This window comes from Blastococcus deserti (assembly GCF_042682525.1).
Taxonomy (GTDB): Bacteria; Actinomycetota; Actinomycetes; order Mycobacteriales; family Geodermatophilaceae; genus Blastococcus_B; species Blastococcus_B deserti.
The window spans coordinates 14,461-30,440 of the sequence record NZ_JBHUHP010000023.1; the positions used below are offsets into that span (position 1 = coordinate 14,461).

Genomic DNA, 15,980 nt, shown 5'->3' on the forward strand with positions numbered 1-15,980 from the left:
GTCGTCCTCACCTCCCGTTGTCTTCGGGGAACCGGATCTGCGACGTCAGCTGCCCCCACTGGGCCTGTTCCTGGCGGAACACGGCCTCTGATCGCTGCACCCACTCGGCGGCATCCTTCTCCGCGGACCGCGCTGCGGCGGATGTCGCGGGATCGGGACGAGCCGCCGCTCGTACGGCACGGATGGCATCCGCGTAGATCTTCGACTGCTGCTCGAACGCGTAGAGCGTGCTGTATGCGGTCACGGCGGCGGCCGCCGCAGGGAGCACCGTTGCCAGCACCGGCCAGAGCCACGTGGGTCCCACGTCGGTGCCGCCCAGGGCTCCCGCCGCGGTCGCGCTGCCGAGGATGACCGCTGCCAGCGCCATCACCTGACCGGTGGCGCGGTCGAACAACGTCCGTCTGCTGCTGTAGAAGCGGAGCTGGTCAGCGATCCGGTGCTCCCCGTAGAACGCCCGCAGTTCCTCGGTCCGCTCGCTCACCGGGCCCCCTCCACGTCCGCGATGTCGTCCACCGTGAGCCGCAGACGGTCCAGCCCGTCGGCGCCCGCGTAGTCGCCTGCTCTCGCGAGGTACAGGAAGAACTCGCTCTTGATGCGCTCCGCCCTCAGCCGGGCGTCCAGGTAGCCCTCCTGCGCCCGACTTCCGCCCAGCAGAGCCGCCACCCCGGTCAGCAGTCCGGTGACCAGCGCCTGGGCGGCGGCGAGGTACTCGTTGCCCCCTCCCTGGGCAGTCTGGACTGCGCCGAGTGTGGTGGCCACCAGCCCGCCGAGGATGAGCGTCGTGCGCTGCCGCCAGAATCGCTGCTGGAGCAGCTCCGCCCGGTGGTCCAGCCGCCGGAACCGGTGCTCCAGTTCCTGCTGCCACACGCGGAGGTCAGGGGCGAGTCGCGGGTACAGCGTCTCCGCGTCCGTGGGGACGACCGGCCAGTCCTCAGGCCAGGGGGTGTCCGGGTCGGGGCGCCACCAGAAGGGCTTGGGGAACCTGACGAGCAGCGCCGGGCGGGCCATGGAGGGATCCTGCACCGCGCGCGACCGGACAGGACCCTTCCAGTTGCCGGCCCGTCGTGCCCGCCGGACGGCGACCGCGGGACGCGATGGCTGGTGCGGCAGTGGGTCGCCCCGTGCAGGCCGGGGGACATCTCCCGCCGTGGTGGGGTCGGGCCCGGTGACCTGCCACCGACCGGTCTGCCGACGTACTCCTGCGGCTCGACGCCGTCCCGCCCGGTCCACCCACTGGTGCCGCCGAGCACGGCCTCGGGACGTGCGCGGCCGTGCGCCCTGTGTCGTTGCGGGCGGGCTCGCGATCCGCGGGGAACGTGTCCCGGCCCGGCGCCCGGGTTATGGGTCCGGCATGGCTGCCGACGACTCACCGAGGACCACGTCGATCGTCGTCATGGGGGTGTCGGGCTCCGGGAAGTCGACGGTCGCCGCGGGCCTGGTGGACCGGCTCGGCTGGGACTTCGCCGAGGGCGACGAGTTCCACCCGCCGGCGAACGTCGAGAAGATGCGCAGCGGCCGGCCGCTGGACGACGAGGACCGGTGGCCGTGGCTGCGCAGGCTGGCCGGCTGGATCGGGGAGCACGAGCAGGCGGGACGATCCGTCGTCGTCACCTGCTCGGCCCTGAGGCGCAGCTACCGCGACCTGCTGCGCGACGGGCACCCGTCGGTGTGGTTCGCCCACGTCACGGCCGACGCCGACCTCATCCGCGACCGGATGGAGCGGCGCACCGGCCACTACATGCCCGCGTCGCTCCTCGACAGCCAGCTGGCGGCGCTCGAACCGCTGCAGCCGGACGAGCCCGGAGCGAGCATCTCAGGCGCCGGCCAGCCCGACCAGGTGGTCGCCGAGCTGCTGTCGACCCTGGAGAAGGAGCGGGGCTCCGCCGCCCGCCCGTCACCCGAACGGGGCTGACGGCGGTCGCCCGCGGTTGCCGTGGGCGGCACCTGGCAACCTGGTGGGGTCGCGCCCGTGTCGGGGCGTGCGGACAGTGGGGAGCGTGCGTGGAAGGGCGAGGCCGCCTGCTCGGCAACCGGTACGAGCTGCTCGTGCCCCTCGCCAGCGGCGGGATGGGCCGGGTGTGGCGAGCCCGCGACACGCTTCTCGAACGACCCGTCGCGGTGAAGGTGCTGCGCAGCGAGTTCACCGGCGACGCCACCTTCCGGGCCCGGTTCCGGGCCGAGGCGCAGCACACCGCGGCGCTGCACCATCCCAACATCGCCTCCGTCTTCGACTACGGCGAGCTCGAGGAGGACGGCGAGCAGCACGCCTATCTGGTCATGGAGCTGGTCGAGGGCGAGACGCTCGCCGCCCTGCTGGAGCGGGAGGGGCGCCTCGACGCGGCGCGCACCCTCGACGTGCTGCGGCAGACCTCCGCCGCCTTGGCCGCCGCCCACGCCGCCGGCGTCGTCCACCGCGACATCAAGCCCGGCAACGTGCTGGTGGGCACCGACGGGGTCGTCAAGATCACCGACTTCGGCATCGCCTGGTCGGCGTCGAGCGTGCCGCTCACCGGCACCGGCCAGGTGGTCGGCACCGCCCACTACCTCTCACCGGAGCAGGCGGGAGGCGGCAAGGCCACGCCCGCCAGCGACGTCTACGCCCTCGGCACCGTGGCCTACGAGTGCCTGACCGGCCGGAGGGTCTTCGACGGCGAGAACCCGGTGCAGATCGCCCTCAAGCAGCTGCGGGAGGAGCCGGCGCCGCTGCCCCCCGACGTGCCCGCCGGGCTCCGCGCCGTGGTGGAGCGGGCGATGGCCAAGGACCCCGCGGCCCGGTTCCCCGACGGCGCCGCGCTGCGCGCCGCCCTCGACGCGGTGCCCGAGGTCCGCTCCACCGCGCCGATCGGCACGGTCGGGCGGAACGGGACCGCCGTCCTCCCGCTTCCGCTCGCACCGGCCGCACCCGGCGCGGAACCCGCACCGGCATCGGTCGGGCGGTCGCGGCGGGTGCCGATCCCGCTGCTCCTCGGCGCGCTGGCCGCTCTGCTAGTCATCGCCGTCGTCGTCGCGCTGGCGCCGAGTGGTTCCGGGACGGCGGTGGGCGACCCGACGGCCACCGAGACCCCGACCACGACACCGGCGACCCCGACCGCGCCGCCCACCGTGGCGGTCGTCGCCGACGACCTGCTCGGGCGCCCCGTCGAGGAGGTGCAGGCCGAGCTCGTCGCCAGGGGACTCCAGGTGCAGCTCACGCCCGTCGAGACCGCCGACGTCCCGGCCGGTCAGGTGACGGCCGTGTCGCCGGAGGGCGAGCTGTCCCCGGGCGCGGTCGTCACCGTCTCCCATGCCGTCGCGCCGCCGCCACCCCCGCCCGCGGAGGGGCGGGACGAGGGCCGCGGGAACGGGAACGGGAACGGCAACGGGAACGACAAGAAGGACGAGGACGAGAAGAAGAAGGACGAGGACGAGAAGGAAGAGGACGACTGACCGGTGCTTCCCGTGCGTCCTCGGTGGGCATGCACGGCCCAGCTGCGGAGGACGCAGCCGGACGACGGGGAGAACTGAGCATGAGCTCCATCGGCTCGGCACGCGGTTCCACGTCGGTGGGGCTGTACGGCAGCAGGGTGGGGCAGCGCCCGATCCGCGCGGCCGTCACCGAGTTCATCGGGACGGCGGTGCTGGTCTACGTCGGCACCAGCGCGGCCGTTGCCAGCGCCGCGCGTGGGGACGACGTCTACGACACCCTGGCCGTGGTGCTGGCCTTCGGCGTGGCGCTCGTGGCGCTCGTCGCCGCCTTCGGGCACGTCTCCGGCTGTCACCTCAACCCGGCCGTCACCGTCGGGCTGGCGGCCACCGGCCGGTTCCCGTGGTCGGCCGCCGGTGTCTACGTGCTGGCGCAGCTGGCCGGTGGCGTGGCCGGCGCGCTCGCGACCTGGGTCAGCTACGGCGGCCGGGCACGCAGCGAGGCAGCCCTCGGCGCCACCCTCCCGGCGGCCGACGTACCCGCTGGCCGGGCCTTCGTCGTGGAGCTGCTGGTCACCTTCGTGCTGGTGCTGGTCGTCGTCTCCGTCGCCACCGACGAGCGTGCGGAAGGGGCGATCGCGCCGGTGGCCGTCGGTTTCGCCCTAGCGGCCGGCATCTTCGTCGCGGGACCCCTGACCGGCGGTGCGGTCAACCCGGCGCGCGCGTTCGGCCCCAACCTGCTCGCCGGGGAGCTGGCGCCGCTGTGGCTCTACCTGCTGGCACCGACGATCGGCGGGGTTCTGGCCGCCGTCCTCTACGACCGGGTCCTCGCCCCCGCACAGCCTCCCGAGTAGGTGCGTGGCCGGGGCTCAGCTCTCGTCGCGGTCCCGGGCAGAGGCGCCGGCGGAGTTCGCGTCGCCGTCCCGGCGGTACTGCCGTCGCTCGACGCGGAGGGCGCTGTCCCGGACGGTCGAGGCGTGGTCGGCGAGCTCGGCGGTACCGCCGGCCAGCCGCTTCTGCAGGAACAGCGCGGCGGCCCGGTGGTCGCGGATGGTGAGCAGCAGCCGGTCGAGACTGTCCGACACCACGTACTTGGTGCCGTCGACCAGGTGGATGACCGTGTCGGGGTCGCACTCGACCCGCTCGATGTGACCGGGGTCCAGGGTGAAGTGCTCGCCGTTGCGACAGGTGACAGCGATCATGGGAGCGGCCCTTCCGCTCGGGCGGGGCAGCGGACCCCGTTGGCGCCGGTCACGGCACTGTCCCATCGGCCGTCCCGGACCGTAGCTGTAGCCGAATCACCCCTGGGGTGAGGCCGCCCCGCTGCCGGCCCGGGTCAGAAGCCGAAGAGCAGGCCCAGCCCACCGACGGTGAACAGCACCATGACGACCACCAGCGGAAGCTGATCGGACGCGCGGGCGCGGCGGGCCGACAGCAGGGCCCGTTCGTGGGCCAGGGTCACCCCGACCACGTGGCCGAGCACCACCGCGCCGACCTGGACGAGCGCGATCGCGTCGGAGCTGACGGCGGTCAGGTCGAGGGTGTGGCCGTAGGTGCCGAACAGGTCGACCCCCGCCAGCCCGAACGGGTTGCTCGCCAGGATCCAGGTCCGCTGCCCGTCGAGGACGAGCAGGCTGAAGTAGTGGGCCACGGTGTACCCGAGGGCGATCGGGATGACCGTCGCCGCGTACCGCCGCGGTTGCTCGCCCTCCGGCTGGCCGGCCAGCCGGCCGGACAGCCGGGTGCCGAGCACGTACAGGCCGCCCACGAGGCCGATCATCACCGCCAGCCCGACGGTGCCCGAGAAGCTGTCGTTGGCGGCCCCGGGGCCGGTCTGCCAGAAGACGGTGCGGGACAGCCCGTCGAACGCCGTCGAGCCGAGCAGGACGACGACCACCGCCGCCAGCCCCGGCACGGCGGGCACCGCGGTCGCGTTGGCCAGCGGGTTGCGCAGCACCAGGCGGCCGTCGTCGCGTCGTCCCCACGGGGACAGCCGGGCGATCAGCGTGGAGTAGACCTCGAAGCCGTCGCCGTGGGCGAACCAGTCCTCGCCGTACCGGAGCGCCAGCCCCAGCTGCAGGACGGCGTACCCCAGCAGGAAGGCGGCCACCGTCGACGGCTCCGCGCGGGCGGGGTGGACCAGCTCCAGCCAGAGGAAGGCGACCAGGAACCCCGCGGCCGGCCACAGCCCCAGCACGGGGAGCCGCGCGGAGCCGGCCGGAGGGGGCGCGAGGTGGCGCAGTCCCCGGTGCAGCAACCGCAGCGGGTTCGCCGCCCGCCAGACCGGCCCGAGCAGCAGGCTCGCCGGCACCAGCCCCACCCAGAACGTCACGTACAGCACCCAGGGGGCGAGGTTCCGCGCCGTCTCCGCCGGACCGGTGAGGGCGCCCGCGACCACCAGCGCGGACAGACCCAGGGCGATCACCTGCAGAGCGGTCCGTACCGCACTGCTGTCGACCGCTCGCTGCAGGCCCGCCGGCAGCGGGCGCCCGGAGTCCGCGCCGCCGAGCCGGGGCGTGCGCCAGAACAGCAGCAGGACGGCGAAGCTGATCAGGATCGCCGCCCCCGCGCCGTAGAGGGCCAGGCCCAGCGGGATGGGCAGGTCGGTCCGCGACCCGACCCCGTGCGCGAGGCTCACCCGACCTGCAGCGAGAGCAGCACGGTGCCCGCCTCGTGCAGCTCCACCTCGAACACCCCGGGGATGCTCGCCGTGAACGACAGCTCGGCGGGCTGCCCGGGCGTCAGGTCGGCCGTCAGGTCGTAGCCGTGCAGGTGCACCTCGTCGGCGACGTCGGAGGTGACGGCCAGCGTCAGCTGCTCGCCGGCCGGGACCGGGATGCGCCCGGTGTCCCCGGTGACCTGACCACCGGCCACGGTCACCTCGATCCGCTGCCCCTCGGCTGCGGCGGTCGGCGCGGCGGACGCGGGGCCGCCCGACGTCGTCGCCGTCGCCGTCGGGGTGCTGACGGTGGCGCCGTCCGGCGCAGCGGCGGAGTCGGTGCCCGCGCAGCCGGTGAGGACGACGGCCAGCGACAGGCCGGCCAGGGCGGCGGGGGATCGGCCGGGACGGAGGAGCGGCACGAACGGAACTCCGGGGGTCGGGGACGGGCGGATCAGTGGGCGTGGAGCTCGCCGGTCACGGGTGCCGGGTCGCCGCGTCGATCGGCCGGGATGTCCGGAAAGGGCTCGTGGATGCTCGCGCGGCGGGAGTACCGGCCGACGCCCCACGAGATGGCGGCGACGAGCGCGAGCGTGCAGGCGAGGACCACCAGGTTGGACACCGCCCAGAGTGCGCCCTCGGCGTCCTGGAGCTCCCGCTGGAGGATCTCGATCTCCGGGATGGCCGCGCGGGTCATGCCGTCCTCGGCCGGGACCTCGCCCTCCCCGAGGGCCTCGTCGGCGGGCAGGTAGACGGGCACCGCGGTGAGCATCCGGCCGTCGTGGATGCGCAGCAGCGTCTTCCAGGTGCCGTGCAGGGGAACCGGCTCCGTGGTGCGGTAGGCACCCTCCCCCGTCCGCTCGAGGGGGGTGACGACGAGGCCGTCGCCCTGCCAGGACGTGATCTGCACCCAGGCCGGGTCGTCGACGACGTCGGCGGGGTCGAGCTGGACGGTGATGTCCGCCGTCCGCGGGTCCCTCTGCACGTCCTCGATGCCGAAGGTCGCCTCGACGTCCTCCGGCACGGTGGCGAGCAGGCCGTTGGCGACGGCCGCGGCGAGGGCGACCAGCGAGCCGGCGAGGACGGTCCGTGCCACGGCGCGGCGGGGGAGCCGGCGCCGGAGGCCGGCGGCCAGCAGCGCGCCCAGCAGGCCGCCGGCCACCCCGCCGACGAGCGCCATGAGGGTGCCCTCGACGAGGACGTCGCCGTTCCACGCGAGCGTCTGGGTGAACCGGGTCCAGACCGCCTCCGTCGCGTGCCCGACGGTGCCGATGGCGATGCCCGCGACGGCGCCGAACACCAGCGGACGGCGGGCCAGCGTCACCGACAGGGCCAGCAGCTCCACGAGGATCGCCGATCCGAGGTAGAGCGGGAAGGTCGGCAGGATCTCCCCGAAGCCCGGCCCGACGATCACGGCGATGCCGCCCCGGACCACGAGGAAGAAGGCCACGGCCGCCAGAGCTCCACCGCGGCCCATGAACAGCCGGGCGGCGACCAGGGCCATGCCGGCGGCGCCGGCGATCATGAGCGGCTCCAGCACCAGCCGGAACTGCGGGACGTCGAAGTCGTACTCCCCCTGGAACACCGACAGCCCCAGCAGCAGGCCGCCCATCGCCGACGCCTGGCGGACGAAGCGCGCGGTGCGACCGACCTTGCGGTCGCCGTCGTCGGTCGACAGCCCGCCGTGGCCCTCCTGCTCCAGGAGGAGCAGTCCCACGATCGAGAGACCGGCGCCGGTGATGAGCATCAGGTGGGTCGGGCCCCAGAGCGTCACGTCCTGCCCGAACATCCGGTGCCAGACGTCGTCGAGGGGGAATCCCAGCAGGGCGTAGAAGCCGGCGGCGGTGAGCACGATGCCGCCGACCGGGACGTCCCAGCCGCGCAGGAAGCGCACCGCGGCCGGGCCGGGCTTCTCGTCGAGGGGCATCGCGCAGGCCAGCACGCCGCCGGCGAAGACGCCGAACAGACCGAACAGGATCAGGAAGTGCGCAGGGTTGGCCAGCGGGCCCTCGTCCCGGCCCACGCCGATGTGCAGGCTGATGTCCCAGAGCATGCCCAGCAGCGCGACCAGCAGCGAGACGGTGGTCAGGATGGTCGGCAGCGCCACCCAGGCCGGCACGCCGGTCGCCGCGCCCAGGCGCGTGCCGATGCGGGTGAGCACGGCCGAGCGGCGGGTCCGGTGCACGAACACCAGGCCGAGGAGGGCGGCGGTCAGCACCAGGCCGATGCCGGTCGCCAGGATCACCTCGCCGATCGCGGCGCCTCCGGCGGGACGTGTGTCAGCGGCGAGCAGCACGGGAACCTCCTGGAGCCATGCGGGTATGGAACACCCGTGACCGTGACATCGACAACTGGTACATACAACGAGCGCACTACCGTGGACGTCACGACGAGGAGGAGGTGTCCGTGGTCACCCCGGGGCAGGCCCAGCGCGGGGACGAGGACGGCGATCGCGAGCTGACGGTCGACGAGCTCGCCGCCCGCGTCGGGGTCACGGTGCGCAACCTGCGCGCGTACTCCGCCCGCGGGTTGCTGCCTCCGCCGCGCATGGTGGGCCGCACCGGTTACTACGGGCGGGAGCACGTGGCCCGCCTGCTCCTGGTCCGGGAGATGCTCGCCGAGGGCTACTCGCTGGCGATGATCGAGCGGACCCTCGCCTCGGCCCCCGCCAATGCCAGCAGCACGACGCTGGCCCTCCACCGGGCGCTGCTGGCGCCCTGGCTGCCGCCGGAGCCGGAGACGATGACCGGCGCGGAGCTCGCCGCCCGGGCCGGTGTTCCCGAGGACCCGGCGCTCGTCGACCGGCTGGTGGAGCTGGGCCTGGTGCAGCGGCTCGGCGACGGCGACCTGCGGGTGGTGGACCCGGCGCTGCTGACGGCGGGGCTGCAGGTGGTGGCGCTCGGCATCCCCCCGGACGAGCTCATCGACGCCCAGACCCGGGTGAACGCGCACGTCCGCGAGATCGCGGAGACGTACGTGCAGCTGTTCGTGCGGACGGGCTGGCAGGCGTTCGTCGACGCGGGCGCGCCGCGCGACCAGCTGGACGCCGTGCGCGACACCGTCGCCCGGCTGCAGCCCGCCGCGGCGCAGGCCGTCCTGGCCGCCTTCCGCACCGAGATGGCCGCCGCGGTGGGAGCCGCGCTCGAGACCGTGCTCAGTCGGCTGGACCAGGAAGCTGCTCCCGCCGCATCCCCTCCTGCGCCGCCTCCGCTGCCTCCTCGCGGGCGCTGAGCCTGCGGTCGCGCACGACGGCGCCGGCGACGAGCCCGATCAGGACCGCGGCGGGCACGAAGAAGCCCACCGTCCCGATGAGGCTCAGGCCGTCGGTCGCCACGACGTCCACGACACCGGTCACGCCTCCATGTGACACCGCTGGCTGACACGGCGTCAAACGGGGGATCCGCCGGGAGGGCCGGTGCGCCGTGAGATCGGGGACATGCACCTTCGGCCGGGCGCGGAGCGGGGCCCTTCACCGCGGTCGCCGGCGGGCGCGTCAGCCGGAGGTCCTGCCCTCGCGCCAGTAGCCCATGAACGCGACCGAGTGACGGTCCACGCCACGCTCCTGCACCAGGTGGCGGCGCAGGCCCCTCACCACGGCCGCCTCGCCGGCCAGCCAGGCGTAGAGGCCGGAGGAGCGGCGGCGCTCCGCCTCCTCCTGGGGGACCTCCCACAGGATGCCGGCGTCGACGTCGACGTCGTCCAGCACGGTGCCGGGCGTGGGGGAGAGGACGTCGCCCAGCTCGTCGACCGCGGCGACGACGGCCGCGGTCAGCAGGGCGCCGCGGGGAGCCGCTGCCGCGCCGTCGTCGGGCCGGCGCGGCAGCCAGGTGATCCGCACCCCCGCGGGCGCCGCCGTGTCGAGCACGTCGGCCGGGGTGGGGACCTCCAGGAGGACCCGCGCGTGCCGACCGGCGGGCAGGCTCTCGACGATCGCGCAGATGGCCGGCACCGCCGTCTCGTCACCGGCGAGGAGGAGGCACGACGCGTCGGCCGGGGGGTGCCACTCGTAGCCGCCGGTCGGGCCGGGGAACCGGGCGTTGGGGCCGATCAGCACGACCTCGTCGCCGGCCGTGGCCGTCTCCGCCCACGCCGACGCCGGCCCCGTCGCGCCGTGCAGCACGAAGTCGACGTCGACCTCGCCGACCTCGGGCCGGAGCGCGCGGACGGTGTACGTCCGTATCGGCATCCGGCGCTGGGCCGGCAGCTCCCGCCACGCGCCGTACCAGTCGGGGTCGGTCGGGCAGTCGCCGATGCCGCGGCCGGGCAGCGGCAGCATCACCTTGATCCGCTGGTCGCGACCGTTCGAGGTGAACGCGGCCATGTCGGGGCCGGTGAAGGTGACCCGCAGGAAGCTCGGGCTCAGGCGCTGCAGCCGGGCGACGCGGACGGCGAACGGGCGGTACGCGGGGATCTGCAGCGTCTCGACCGTCATGCGCCCTCTCCCGGCCGGCCGCCGGCGAGGCGGCGATCTACTTAGGTTAGCCTTCCCTAGCTTTGCGGCGGAGTGTGGCACACGGTCGCGGAGCGATCCAGCGGCGCGGCCCACCGGGGGACGCGCCCCACGCCGAAGGAGAGCGATGAGACGTCCCACCGTGTCCGCAGCCGGCCTGGCCCTGGCCGCCGTGCTTCCCCTGACCGCTTGCGCCGGCGCGGACGCCGCCTCGTCCGACGCCGCGGCGACGGCGTCGACCGATGCGTCCTTCCCGCGCACGGTCGAGCACGCCATGGGGACGACGGAGATCGCGGAACAGCCCGAGCGCGTCGTCGTCCTGGACACCGGCGAACTGGACTCGGTGCTGTCGCTGGGCGTCACGCCGGTGGGCGCGGTGACCACGGCCGTGTCCGACGGCTTCCTCAGCTACCTGGCCGAGGACGCGGCGGACGTCGAGGTCGTCGGCACGATCGCCGAGCCGAACCTCGAGGCCATCGCGGCGCTGCAGCCCGACCTCATCCTGTCCAACAAGGTGCGGCACGAGGACGTCTACGAGCAGCTGTCGCAGATCGCGCCCACGGTCTTCGCGGAGAAGGTGGGGGCCGTGTGGAAGGAGAACTTCCAGCTGGCCGCCGAGGCGCTCGGGTTGGAGGACGGGGCGCGGGACGCCCTGGACGAGTACGAGCAGCGGGCAGCCGAGCTCGGCGAGACCCTGGGCGACCCCGCGGAGACGACGGTCAGCGCGCTGCGCTTCGTCGAGGGCACCATCCGGGTCTACCAGGCGCAGTCGTTCATCGGCACGGTCCTCGCCGACATCGGTCTCGACCTGGTGGAGCTGCCGACGGGGGAGACCGCGACGTTCGCCGAGCTGAGCGCCGAGGAGCTCACCACGGCCGACGCCGACGTCGTCCTGTACTCGTCCTACGGCCCGGTCGAGGACTCGGGGGAGGCCGCCGTCGTCGGGGGCCCGCTCTGGCCGCGGCTGTCCGCCGTCGCCGACGGTCGGGCGTTCGCCGTGGAGGACGACGTCTTCTACACCGGCATCGGCCTGGGGGCGGCCACCCTGCAGCTGGAGTCCCTGGAGGAGCTGCTGGCCGGCTGAGTCGGCGGCACGCGACGTCGCGGGGACGACGAGGGCCGCCTCCCCTCAGGGGAGGCGGCCCTCGTCGTGTTCAGGGGGTCTCGCCGGTGACGATCTGCGTGGCCAGGTACTGCGGCGCCCCGACCCGCTCGATGGCGGCCAGCTGCGCCTCGAACCAGTCGGCGTGCTTCTCCTCGTCGCGCACCATCTCCTCGAAGACGGCGGCGGTGCCGTGGTCGCCGAGGGTGTGGCACTCCTGGGCGGAGGCGTTGAACTGCGCGACGGCGGCCTTCTCGCTGTCGAGCGCCAGCACCAGCATCTCCTCGGCGGACTCGCCGACCCGGATGGCCCCGAGGCGCTGCACGTTCGGGTGACCGTCGAAGAGCAGCACGCGCTGGATGAGGGCGTCGGCGTCCCGCATCTCGTCGATCGAGAGGTCGTAGAAGACCTTGCCCAGCTTCGACAGCCCCCAGGAGTCGAGCATCCGGGCGTTGAGGAAGTACGTGTTGGTGACGGTGAGCTCGAAGGTCAAGGCGTCGTTCAGGAGTTCGACCACACGGGGACTAACGGGCTGCACCAGCCACACCTACTTCTCGCTCGGCCGCGTGCTGCTCGGTACGGCGCTCGGCTCGGACCGGGCAATGCTGACACACGAGGTCACGCAGGGAGCTGATGCAGTTGCCGCAGGTGCGCCCTGCTCCGGTCTCCCGGGCCACGTCGGCCACGCAGCGGGCGCCGTTGGCGATCGCCTCGATGATGTCGCGGTCGGTCACCACGTTGCAGTGGCACACGTACATGGCGGTCGCCTCACCGGTAGCGCGAACAGTGTCTGCCTCCCAGAGGCTCGACCCTGGGCACCGGGTGCAGGTTAGCCTTACCTGAGTGGTGCCCGTCAAGTGGGCTGGTCAGCCGCCGCCGCGGTGTCTACGTTCAGCCGCATGCCGGACCTCGCCGCTCGCGCCCGCACCCTGACGGATCTGCACACGGCTCCGGAGATCCTCGTCCTCGCCAACGTGTGGGACGTCGTCTCCGCGCGGGTGGTCGCCGCGACCGACGGCGTCCGGGCCCTGGCGACGGCGAGCCACTCGATCGCCGCGACCTTCGGGTACGAGGACGGCGAGAACATCCCGCTCGACCTCCACCTGGACATGGTGGGCCGGATCGTCGCCGCCGTGGAGCTGCCGGTGAGCATGGACATGGAGGCCGGCTACGGGGACCCGGGGGAGACCGCCCGCCGCGCCATCGAGCGGGGCGTCGTCGGCGGCAATCTCGAGGACCGGATGCAGCCGCTGGACGACGCGGTCGCCGCCGTGGAGGCGGTGCTCCGCGCCGGCCGGGACGCCGGGATCGACTTCGTCCTCAACGCCCGTACCGACGTCTTCGTGCAGGCCCCCCGGGACGCCGACCGAGGCCGCCTGGTGGACGAGGCGATCCGCCGCGGACGGGCGTTCCTGGACGCGGGCGCGCCGGTGGTCTTCGTGCCCGGCGTCGTCGCGCGCGAGGAGATCGTGGCCCTCGCCGACGCCCTGGGACCGCGGCGGCTCACCGTGATCAGCGTGCCGCGGTACTCGCTGCCCGCCCGCGAGCTGGAGGAGCTCGGCGTCGCCCGGGTGTCGACCGGCCCGTTCACCCAGCGGGTCGCACTGACCGCGCTGCAGGACGCCACGGCGGAGATCGTGGCCGGCGGTGTGCTGCCCGAGAGCACCCGCACCCTGAACTGACCGACCCCACCCCTTCGAGGGAGCGGCGCCCGTCCGCAGGCGCTCGACTCAAGCCCGCGGTCGCGACTGCCGATCACCCGGTCAGGTGAGCGGAGGAGTCGTCCTCCGCACCTGCGCCCGCCGGTGAGGAGGAGAGGTCGTGCCCGCACAGTCCGTGCTCGTGGTGGAGGACACCGACGAGATCCGTGAGCTCGTCACCACGGTGCTGCACCGGGCCGGGTTCGACGTCCGCGAGGCGGCCTCGGGGGCCGCGTGCCTCGAGGAGGTGCGGCGGAACCCTCCCGACCTGATCGTGCTCGACCTGGGGCTCCCGGACGCCGACGGCACCGAGGTGTGCCGGCAGATCCGTGCCGAGACCCAGTGCTACGTCCTGATGCTCACCGCCCGCGCCGAGGAGGTCGACCTGCTCATCGGGCTGGCGGTCGGCGCGGACGGCTACATGGCCAAGCCCTTCTCGCCGCGCGAGCTCGTCGCGCGGGTGCAGGCGATGCTGCGCTTCCCCCGCAACGGAGCCCCGGCGCCCGAGCCGGCTGCCGCGGAGTCGGTGCGCCGGCTCGCCGAGCTCGAGGTGGACGAGGAGAGCCGTGAGGTCCGGGTGGACGGCGCCGTCGTCGACCTGACCCGTACCGAGTTCGACCTGCTCGCCGCGCTGGCGTCCCGGCCCGGCCGGGTGCTCCAGCGGGAGACACTGCTGCGCGAGGTCTGGCAGACCGACTGGGAGGGCAACCTCCGGTTGGTCGAGGCGCACATGTCCAACCTGCGCCGCAAGCTCGTCGCGGCCGGCCTGAACTCTCCCGAGATCCGGACCGTGCGCGGAGTGGGTTACCGGCTCGTCGCCTGAGGAAGGACCTCCTCCTCCCCACCGCCTCGCGAGCTCGGCGGGACCCCTGGCGATGCCTCAGGCGCGGGCCAGCTCCTGCAGCCGGACGACGCTTGCGTGGGCCATGACGCCGCGGCGGGCGTCGGCCGCGATGGCCCGGCAGACCGAGGCCACCTCCGGATGCCCGAGCTGGCCGCTGGTCCCCGCGAGGGTGTGCGCGGCGGAGACCACGGCCGGTGCGTCGCCGGACCGGGTCCCGGCGGCGATGGCCCTCAGCCGGCCGGGCAGTGCGGCGAGGTACATCTCGTGGAGCCGGTCCATCAGTTCCGCGTCGACGTCGTCGTCGTGGAGGTCGGTCCACTCCTGCACGTGGGTGAGCTGGTCCTGCGCAGCCGGCCCCGTGGTCCGGCTGCGCAGGAAGTCGAGGAGGATCCGCGCCTCGACCGGCTTGGCCAGGCAGGCCATGGCGCCCGCGGTGACCGCGGCGGCGCGGATCTCGTCGGTGGGCTCGGCGGTGACGACCAGGAAGCGCGCGCGGGAGCCGTTGCGGCGCATCCGGCGGAGCATCGCCGGCCCGTCGTCGCCGGGCAGTGCCACGTCGGTGACCACCAGGTCGGGGTCGTCGGCGGCGGCCATCCGGTGAGCGGCCCGCGCGCCGGCCGCCTCGCGGACCTGCCAGCCGCCGAGGCGGAGGAGGCCGGCGACCCGGCGCCGTGCGTCGGCGTCGGCGTCGACGACCAGCGCGGTCAGCACGTCAGCACCGGCGTGCGCGCGGTCTCGGCCGTCCAGCCGTAGCTGGTGAGCGTCAGGACCGAGAGACGGGGCTGGTAGTTCAGGTAGCCACGGTCGACCGTGGCACTGACCGAGCGGGTCGCCGCGTCGGTCTCGGCCATCACGACCGACTGCCCGTTGTTCAGATGCGCCATCACGCGGTAGCCGATGACCCCGCGTGCCGTGGTGCTCGCCGGCCAGGAGACGTCCGCGTGGTACCAGTGCCGGTAGGTGATGACCCACTGGCCGTAGGCGTTCCAGTAGCCCGACGTGGTCGTGTAGCAGTAGTCGTCGACCGTGACCGAGGCCGGCGCGGTGACGGTGCCGGTGGTGACGCTGGTCCCGACGGTGACGGAGTCGGCGAAGGTGGCCGACGCCGGGACGGCCGTGCCGACTGTGACGGTGAGGGTGAGGCCGATGAGGGCCAGCGCCCGTCGGATGCCGGTCATGCCGACTCCTCGTGGTCGTCACGGGCGGGGCGCCAGATGGTCAGCAGCACCCAGCCGACGAGGAGGCTCGGTGCGCCGTAGAGGAGCACCTGCGAGACGACGGGGGCGCGCAGTGCCCGGATCACGTGGCCCAGCTCGGGGATGACGGCGCGCACCTGGTAGGCGGTGTCGCCCTCGAGCGTGGCGGTCCAGGGGTCGATCGCCTCGTTGGCGTCACCCTTGGTCCGGACCTGGACGGAGCCGTCGGGGCCGGTCTCGACCGAGACGACGCGGTGGGTGACGATGCTGTGGTCGTCGACGGGCTTGTGGTAGGTGATCACCATGCCCTCGGCGATCTCCGAGACCGCCATCGGCGTGACGACGATGACGTCGCCTGCGTCGATCTCCGGCGCCATGCTGGCGGTCAGCATCGTCATGGTGCGGTAGCCGAGCACGTGCGGTCCGACGGCCAGCACGAGGAACGCCAGGACGGCCAGGCCCACGACTCCGCGGACCAGCCACGGGGCCACGCGGCCCAGGGTCTGGGCGGCCCGGCCGGCCGCACGGCCGGCGGTGGAGCGCGCGTCCTCGGCCGGGGGCAGCTCTGCGGCTGCCCCCGGGCGACGGACGGGGAGGGTGGCGGTCATGGCGAGATCTCCGGGAGGT

At 74.0% G+C, this 15,980-nt stretch carries 20 protein-coding genes; 7 read left to right on the forward strand and 13 right to left on the reverse strand.

All coding sequences use genetic code 11. From position 1 onward, the window contains the following. Positions 1-7: 7 nt before the first annotated feature. Positions 8-481, reverse strand: coding sequence for an SLATT domain-containing protein (locus ACFSHS_RS18515; RefSeq protein WP_376879269.1), 474 nt, complete (start codon positions 479-481; stop codon positions 8-10). After that, complete coding sequence (locus ACFSHS_RS18520; protein ID WP_376879272.1) at positions 478-1,008, reverse strand: DUF4231 domain-containing protein; 531 nt, start codon at positions 1,006-1,008, stop codon at positions 478-480. The genes ACFSHS_RS18515 and ACFSHS_RS18520 overlap by 4 nt, the downstream gene beginning before the upstream one ends. A gap of 343 nt (positions 1,009-1,351) precedes the next feature. On the opposite strand from ACFSHS_RS18520, the gene ACFSHS_RS18525 reads away from it, so the two are divergent. From ACFSHS_RS18525 to ACFSHS_RS18535, 3 genes are all read left to right on the forward strand, one after another. Then, a complete protein-coding gene (locus ACFSHS_RS18525) occupies positions 1,352-1,912 on the forward strand; it encodes a gluconokinase (protein ID WP_376879274.1) in 561 nt (186 codons plus the stop codon). An 89-nt stretch (positions 1,913-2,001) separates the two neighbouring features. Continuing rightward, complete coding sequence (locus tag ACFSHS_RS18530; protein WP_376879277.1) at positions 2,002-3,426, forward strand: protein kinase domain-containing protein; 1,425 nt, start codon at positions 2,002-2,004, stop codon at positions 3,424-3,426. 80 nt (positions 3,427-3,506) lie between these two features. After that, positions 3,507-4,256 (forward strand): MIP/aquaporin family protein, encoded by a 750-nt coding sequence (locus tag ACFSHS_RS18535; protein ID WP_376879279.1) that lies wholly within the window; start codon positions 3,507-3,509, stop codon positions 4,254-4,256. A gap of 15 nt (positions 4,257-4,271) precedes the next feature. On the opposite strand, the gene ACFSHS_RS18540 is transcribed toward ACFSHS_RS18535, so the two are convergent. The 4 genes from ACFSHS_RS18540 to ACFSHS_RS18555 all read right to left on the reverse strand — a co-directional run bounded on the left by ACFSHS_RS18540 (position 4,272) and on the right by ACFSHS_RS18555 (position 8,357). Further along, positions 4,272-4,604 carry a flagellar FlbD family protein gene (locus tag ACFSHS_RS18540; RefSeq protein ID WP_376879281.1) on the reverse strand — a complete coding sequence of 111 codons (333 nt, stop codon included), beginning with the start codon at positions 4,602-4,604 and terminating at the stop codon, positions 4,272-4,274. A gap of 134 nt (positions 4,605-4,738) precedes the next feature. Beyond that, complete coding sequence (locus ACFSHS_RS18545; RefSeq protein WP_376879283.1) at positions 4,739-6,040, reverse strand: hypothetical protein; 1,302 nt, start codon at positions 6,038-6,040, stop codon at positions 4,739-4,741. Next, entirely contained in the window at positions 6,037-6,483 is a 447-nt protein-coding gene (locus ACFSHS_RS18550; protein ID WP_376879286.1) for a cupredoxin domain-containing protein, read from the reverse strand. Before ACFSHS_RS18550 ends, ACFSHS_RS18545 begins: the two co-directional genes overlap by 4 nt. Positions 6,484-6,515: 32 nt before the next feature. Further along, positions 6,516-8,357: a hypothetical protein gene (locus ACFSHS_RS18555; protein WP_376879288.1), complete on the reverse strand. Its 1,842-nt coding sequence runs from the start codon at positions 8,355-8,357 to the stop codon at positions 6,516-6,518. A gap of 17 nt (positions 8,358-8,374) precedes the next feature. Here ACFSHS_RS18555 and ACFSHS_RS18560 point away from each other — a divergent pair, with 17 nt between their 5' ends. After that, positions 8,375-9,292 (forward strand): MerR family transcriptional regulator, encoded by a 918-nt coding sequence (locus tag ACFSHS_RS18560; protein WP_376879291.1) that lies wholly within the window; start codon positions 8,375-8,377, stop codon positions 9,290-9,292. Here ACFSHS_RS18560 and ACFSHS_RS18565 read toward each other — a convergent pair. Together ACFSHS_RS18565 and ACFSHS_RS18570 are read right to left on the reverse strand one after the other, a co-directional pair. Continuing rightward, on the reverse strand, positions 9,216-9,416 hold the full coding sequence (locus ACFSHS_RS18565) for a hypothetical protein (RefSeq protein WP_376879293.1): 201 nt from the start codon (positions 9,414-9,416) through the stop codon (positions 9,216-9,218). The genes ACFSHS_RS18560 and ACFSHS_RS18565 overlap by 77 nt on opposite strands. 138 nt (positions 9,417-9,554) lie before the next feature. Beyond that, the gene (locus tag ACFSHS_RS18570) at positions 9,555-10,493 is read right to left on the reverse strand and encodes a siderophore-interacting protein (RefSeq protein ID WP_376879296.1); all 939 of its coding nucleotides are present in this window, start codon (positions 10,491-10,493) and stop codon (positions 9,555-9,557) included. A gap of 145 nt (positions 10,494-10,638) precedes the next feature. Here ACFSHS_RS18570 and ACFSHS_RS18575 point away from each other — a divergent pair, with 145 nt between their 5' ends. After that, on the forward strand, positions 10,639-11,595 hold the full coding sequence (locus ACFSHS_RS18575; RefSeq protein ID WP_376879298.1) for an ABC transporter substrate-binding protein: 957 nt from the start codon (positions 10,639-10,641) through the stop codon (positions 11,593-11,595). Between the two features lie 70 nt (positions 11,596-11,665). Here ACFSHS_RS18575 and bfr read toward each other — a convergent pair whose 3' ends face one another. Continuing rightward, positions 11,666-12,130, reverse strand: coding sequence for a bacterioferritin (gene bfr, locus ACFSHS_RS18580; protein WP_376879300.1), 465 nt, complete (start codon positions 12,128-12,130; stop codon positions 11,666-11,668). A 7-nt stretch (positions 12,131-12,137) separates the two neighbouring features. After that, a complete protein-coding gene (locus ACFSHS_RS18585) occupies positions 12,138-12,371 on the reverse strand; it encodes a (2Fe-2S)-binding protein (protein WP_376879302.1) in 234 nt (77 codons plus the stop codon). A 141-nt stretch (positions 12,372-12,512) separates the two neighbouring features. On the opposite strand from ACFSHS_RS18585, the gene ACFSHS_RS18590 reads away from it, so the two are divergent. Both ACFSHS_RS18590 and ACFSHS_RS18595 read left to right on the forward strand, forming a co-directional pair. Beyond that, positions 12,513-13,295 carry an isocitrate lyase/PEP mutase family protein gene (locus ACFSHS_RS18590; protein ID WP_376879304.1) on the forward strand — a complete coding sequence of 261 codons (783 nt, stop codon included), beginning with the start codon at positions 12,513-12,515 and terminating at the stop codon, positions 13,293-13,295. A 139-nt stretch (positions 13,296-13,434) separates the two neighbouring features. Further along, complete coding sequence (locus ACFSHS_RS18595) at positions 13,435-14,136, forward strand: response regulator transcription factor (RefSeq protein ID WP_376879306.1); 702 nt, start codon at positions 13,435-13,437, stop codon at positions 14,134-14,136. 57 nt (positions 14,137-14,193) lie between these two features. Here the strand turns inward: ACFSHS_RS18595 and ACFSHS_RS18600 are convergent, their stop codons facing one another. The 3 genes from ACFSHS_RS18600 to ACFSHS_RS18610 are packed head-to-tail and all read right to left on the reverse strand — an operon-like array spanning position 14,194 to position 15,961. Then, the gene (locus tag ACFSHS_RS18600; RefSeq protein ID WP_376879309.1) at positions 14,194-14,868 is read right to left on the reverse strand and encodes a response regulator; all 675 of its coding nucleotides are present in this window, start codon (positions 14,866-14,868) and stop codon (positions 14,194-14,196) included. Further along, the gene (locus tag ACFSHS_RS18605) at positions 14,862-15,335 is read right to left on the reverse strand and encodes a hypothetical protein (protein WP_376879311.1); all 474 of its coding nucleotides are present in this window, start codon (positions 15,333-15,335) and stop codon (positions 14,862-14,864) included. Before ACFSHS_RS18605 ends, ACFSHS_RS18600 begins: the two co-directional genes overlap by 7 nt. Beyond that, a complete protein-coding gene (locus tag ACFSHS_RS18610; protein WP_376879314.1) occupies positions 15,332-15,961 on the reverse strand; it encodes a signal peptidase I in 630 nt (209 codons plus the stop codon). Before ACFSHS_RS18610 ends, ACFSHS_RS18605 begins: the two co-directional genes overlap by 4 nt. Between the last annotated feature and the right edge of the window lie 19 nt (positions 15,962-15,980).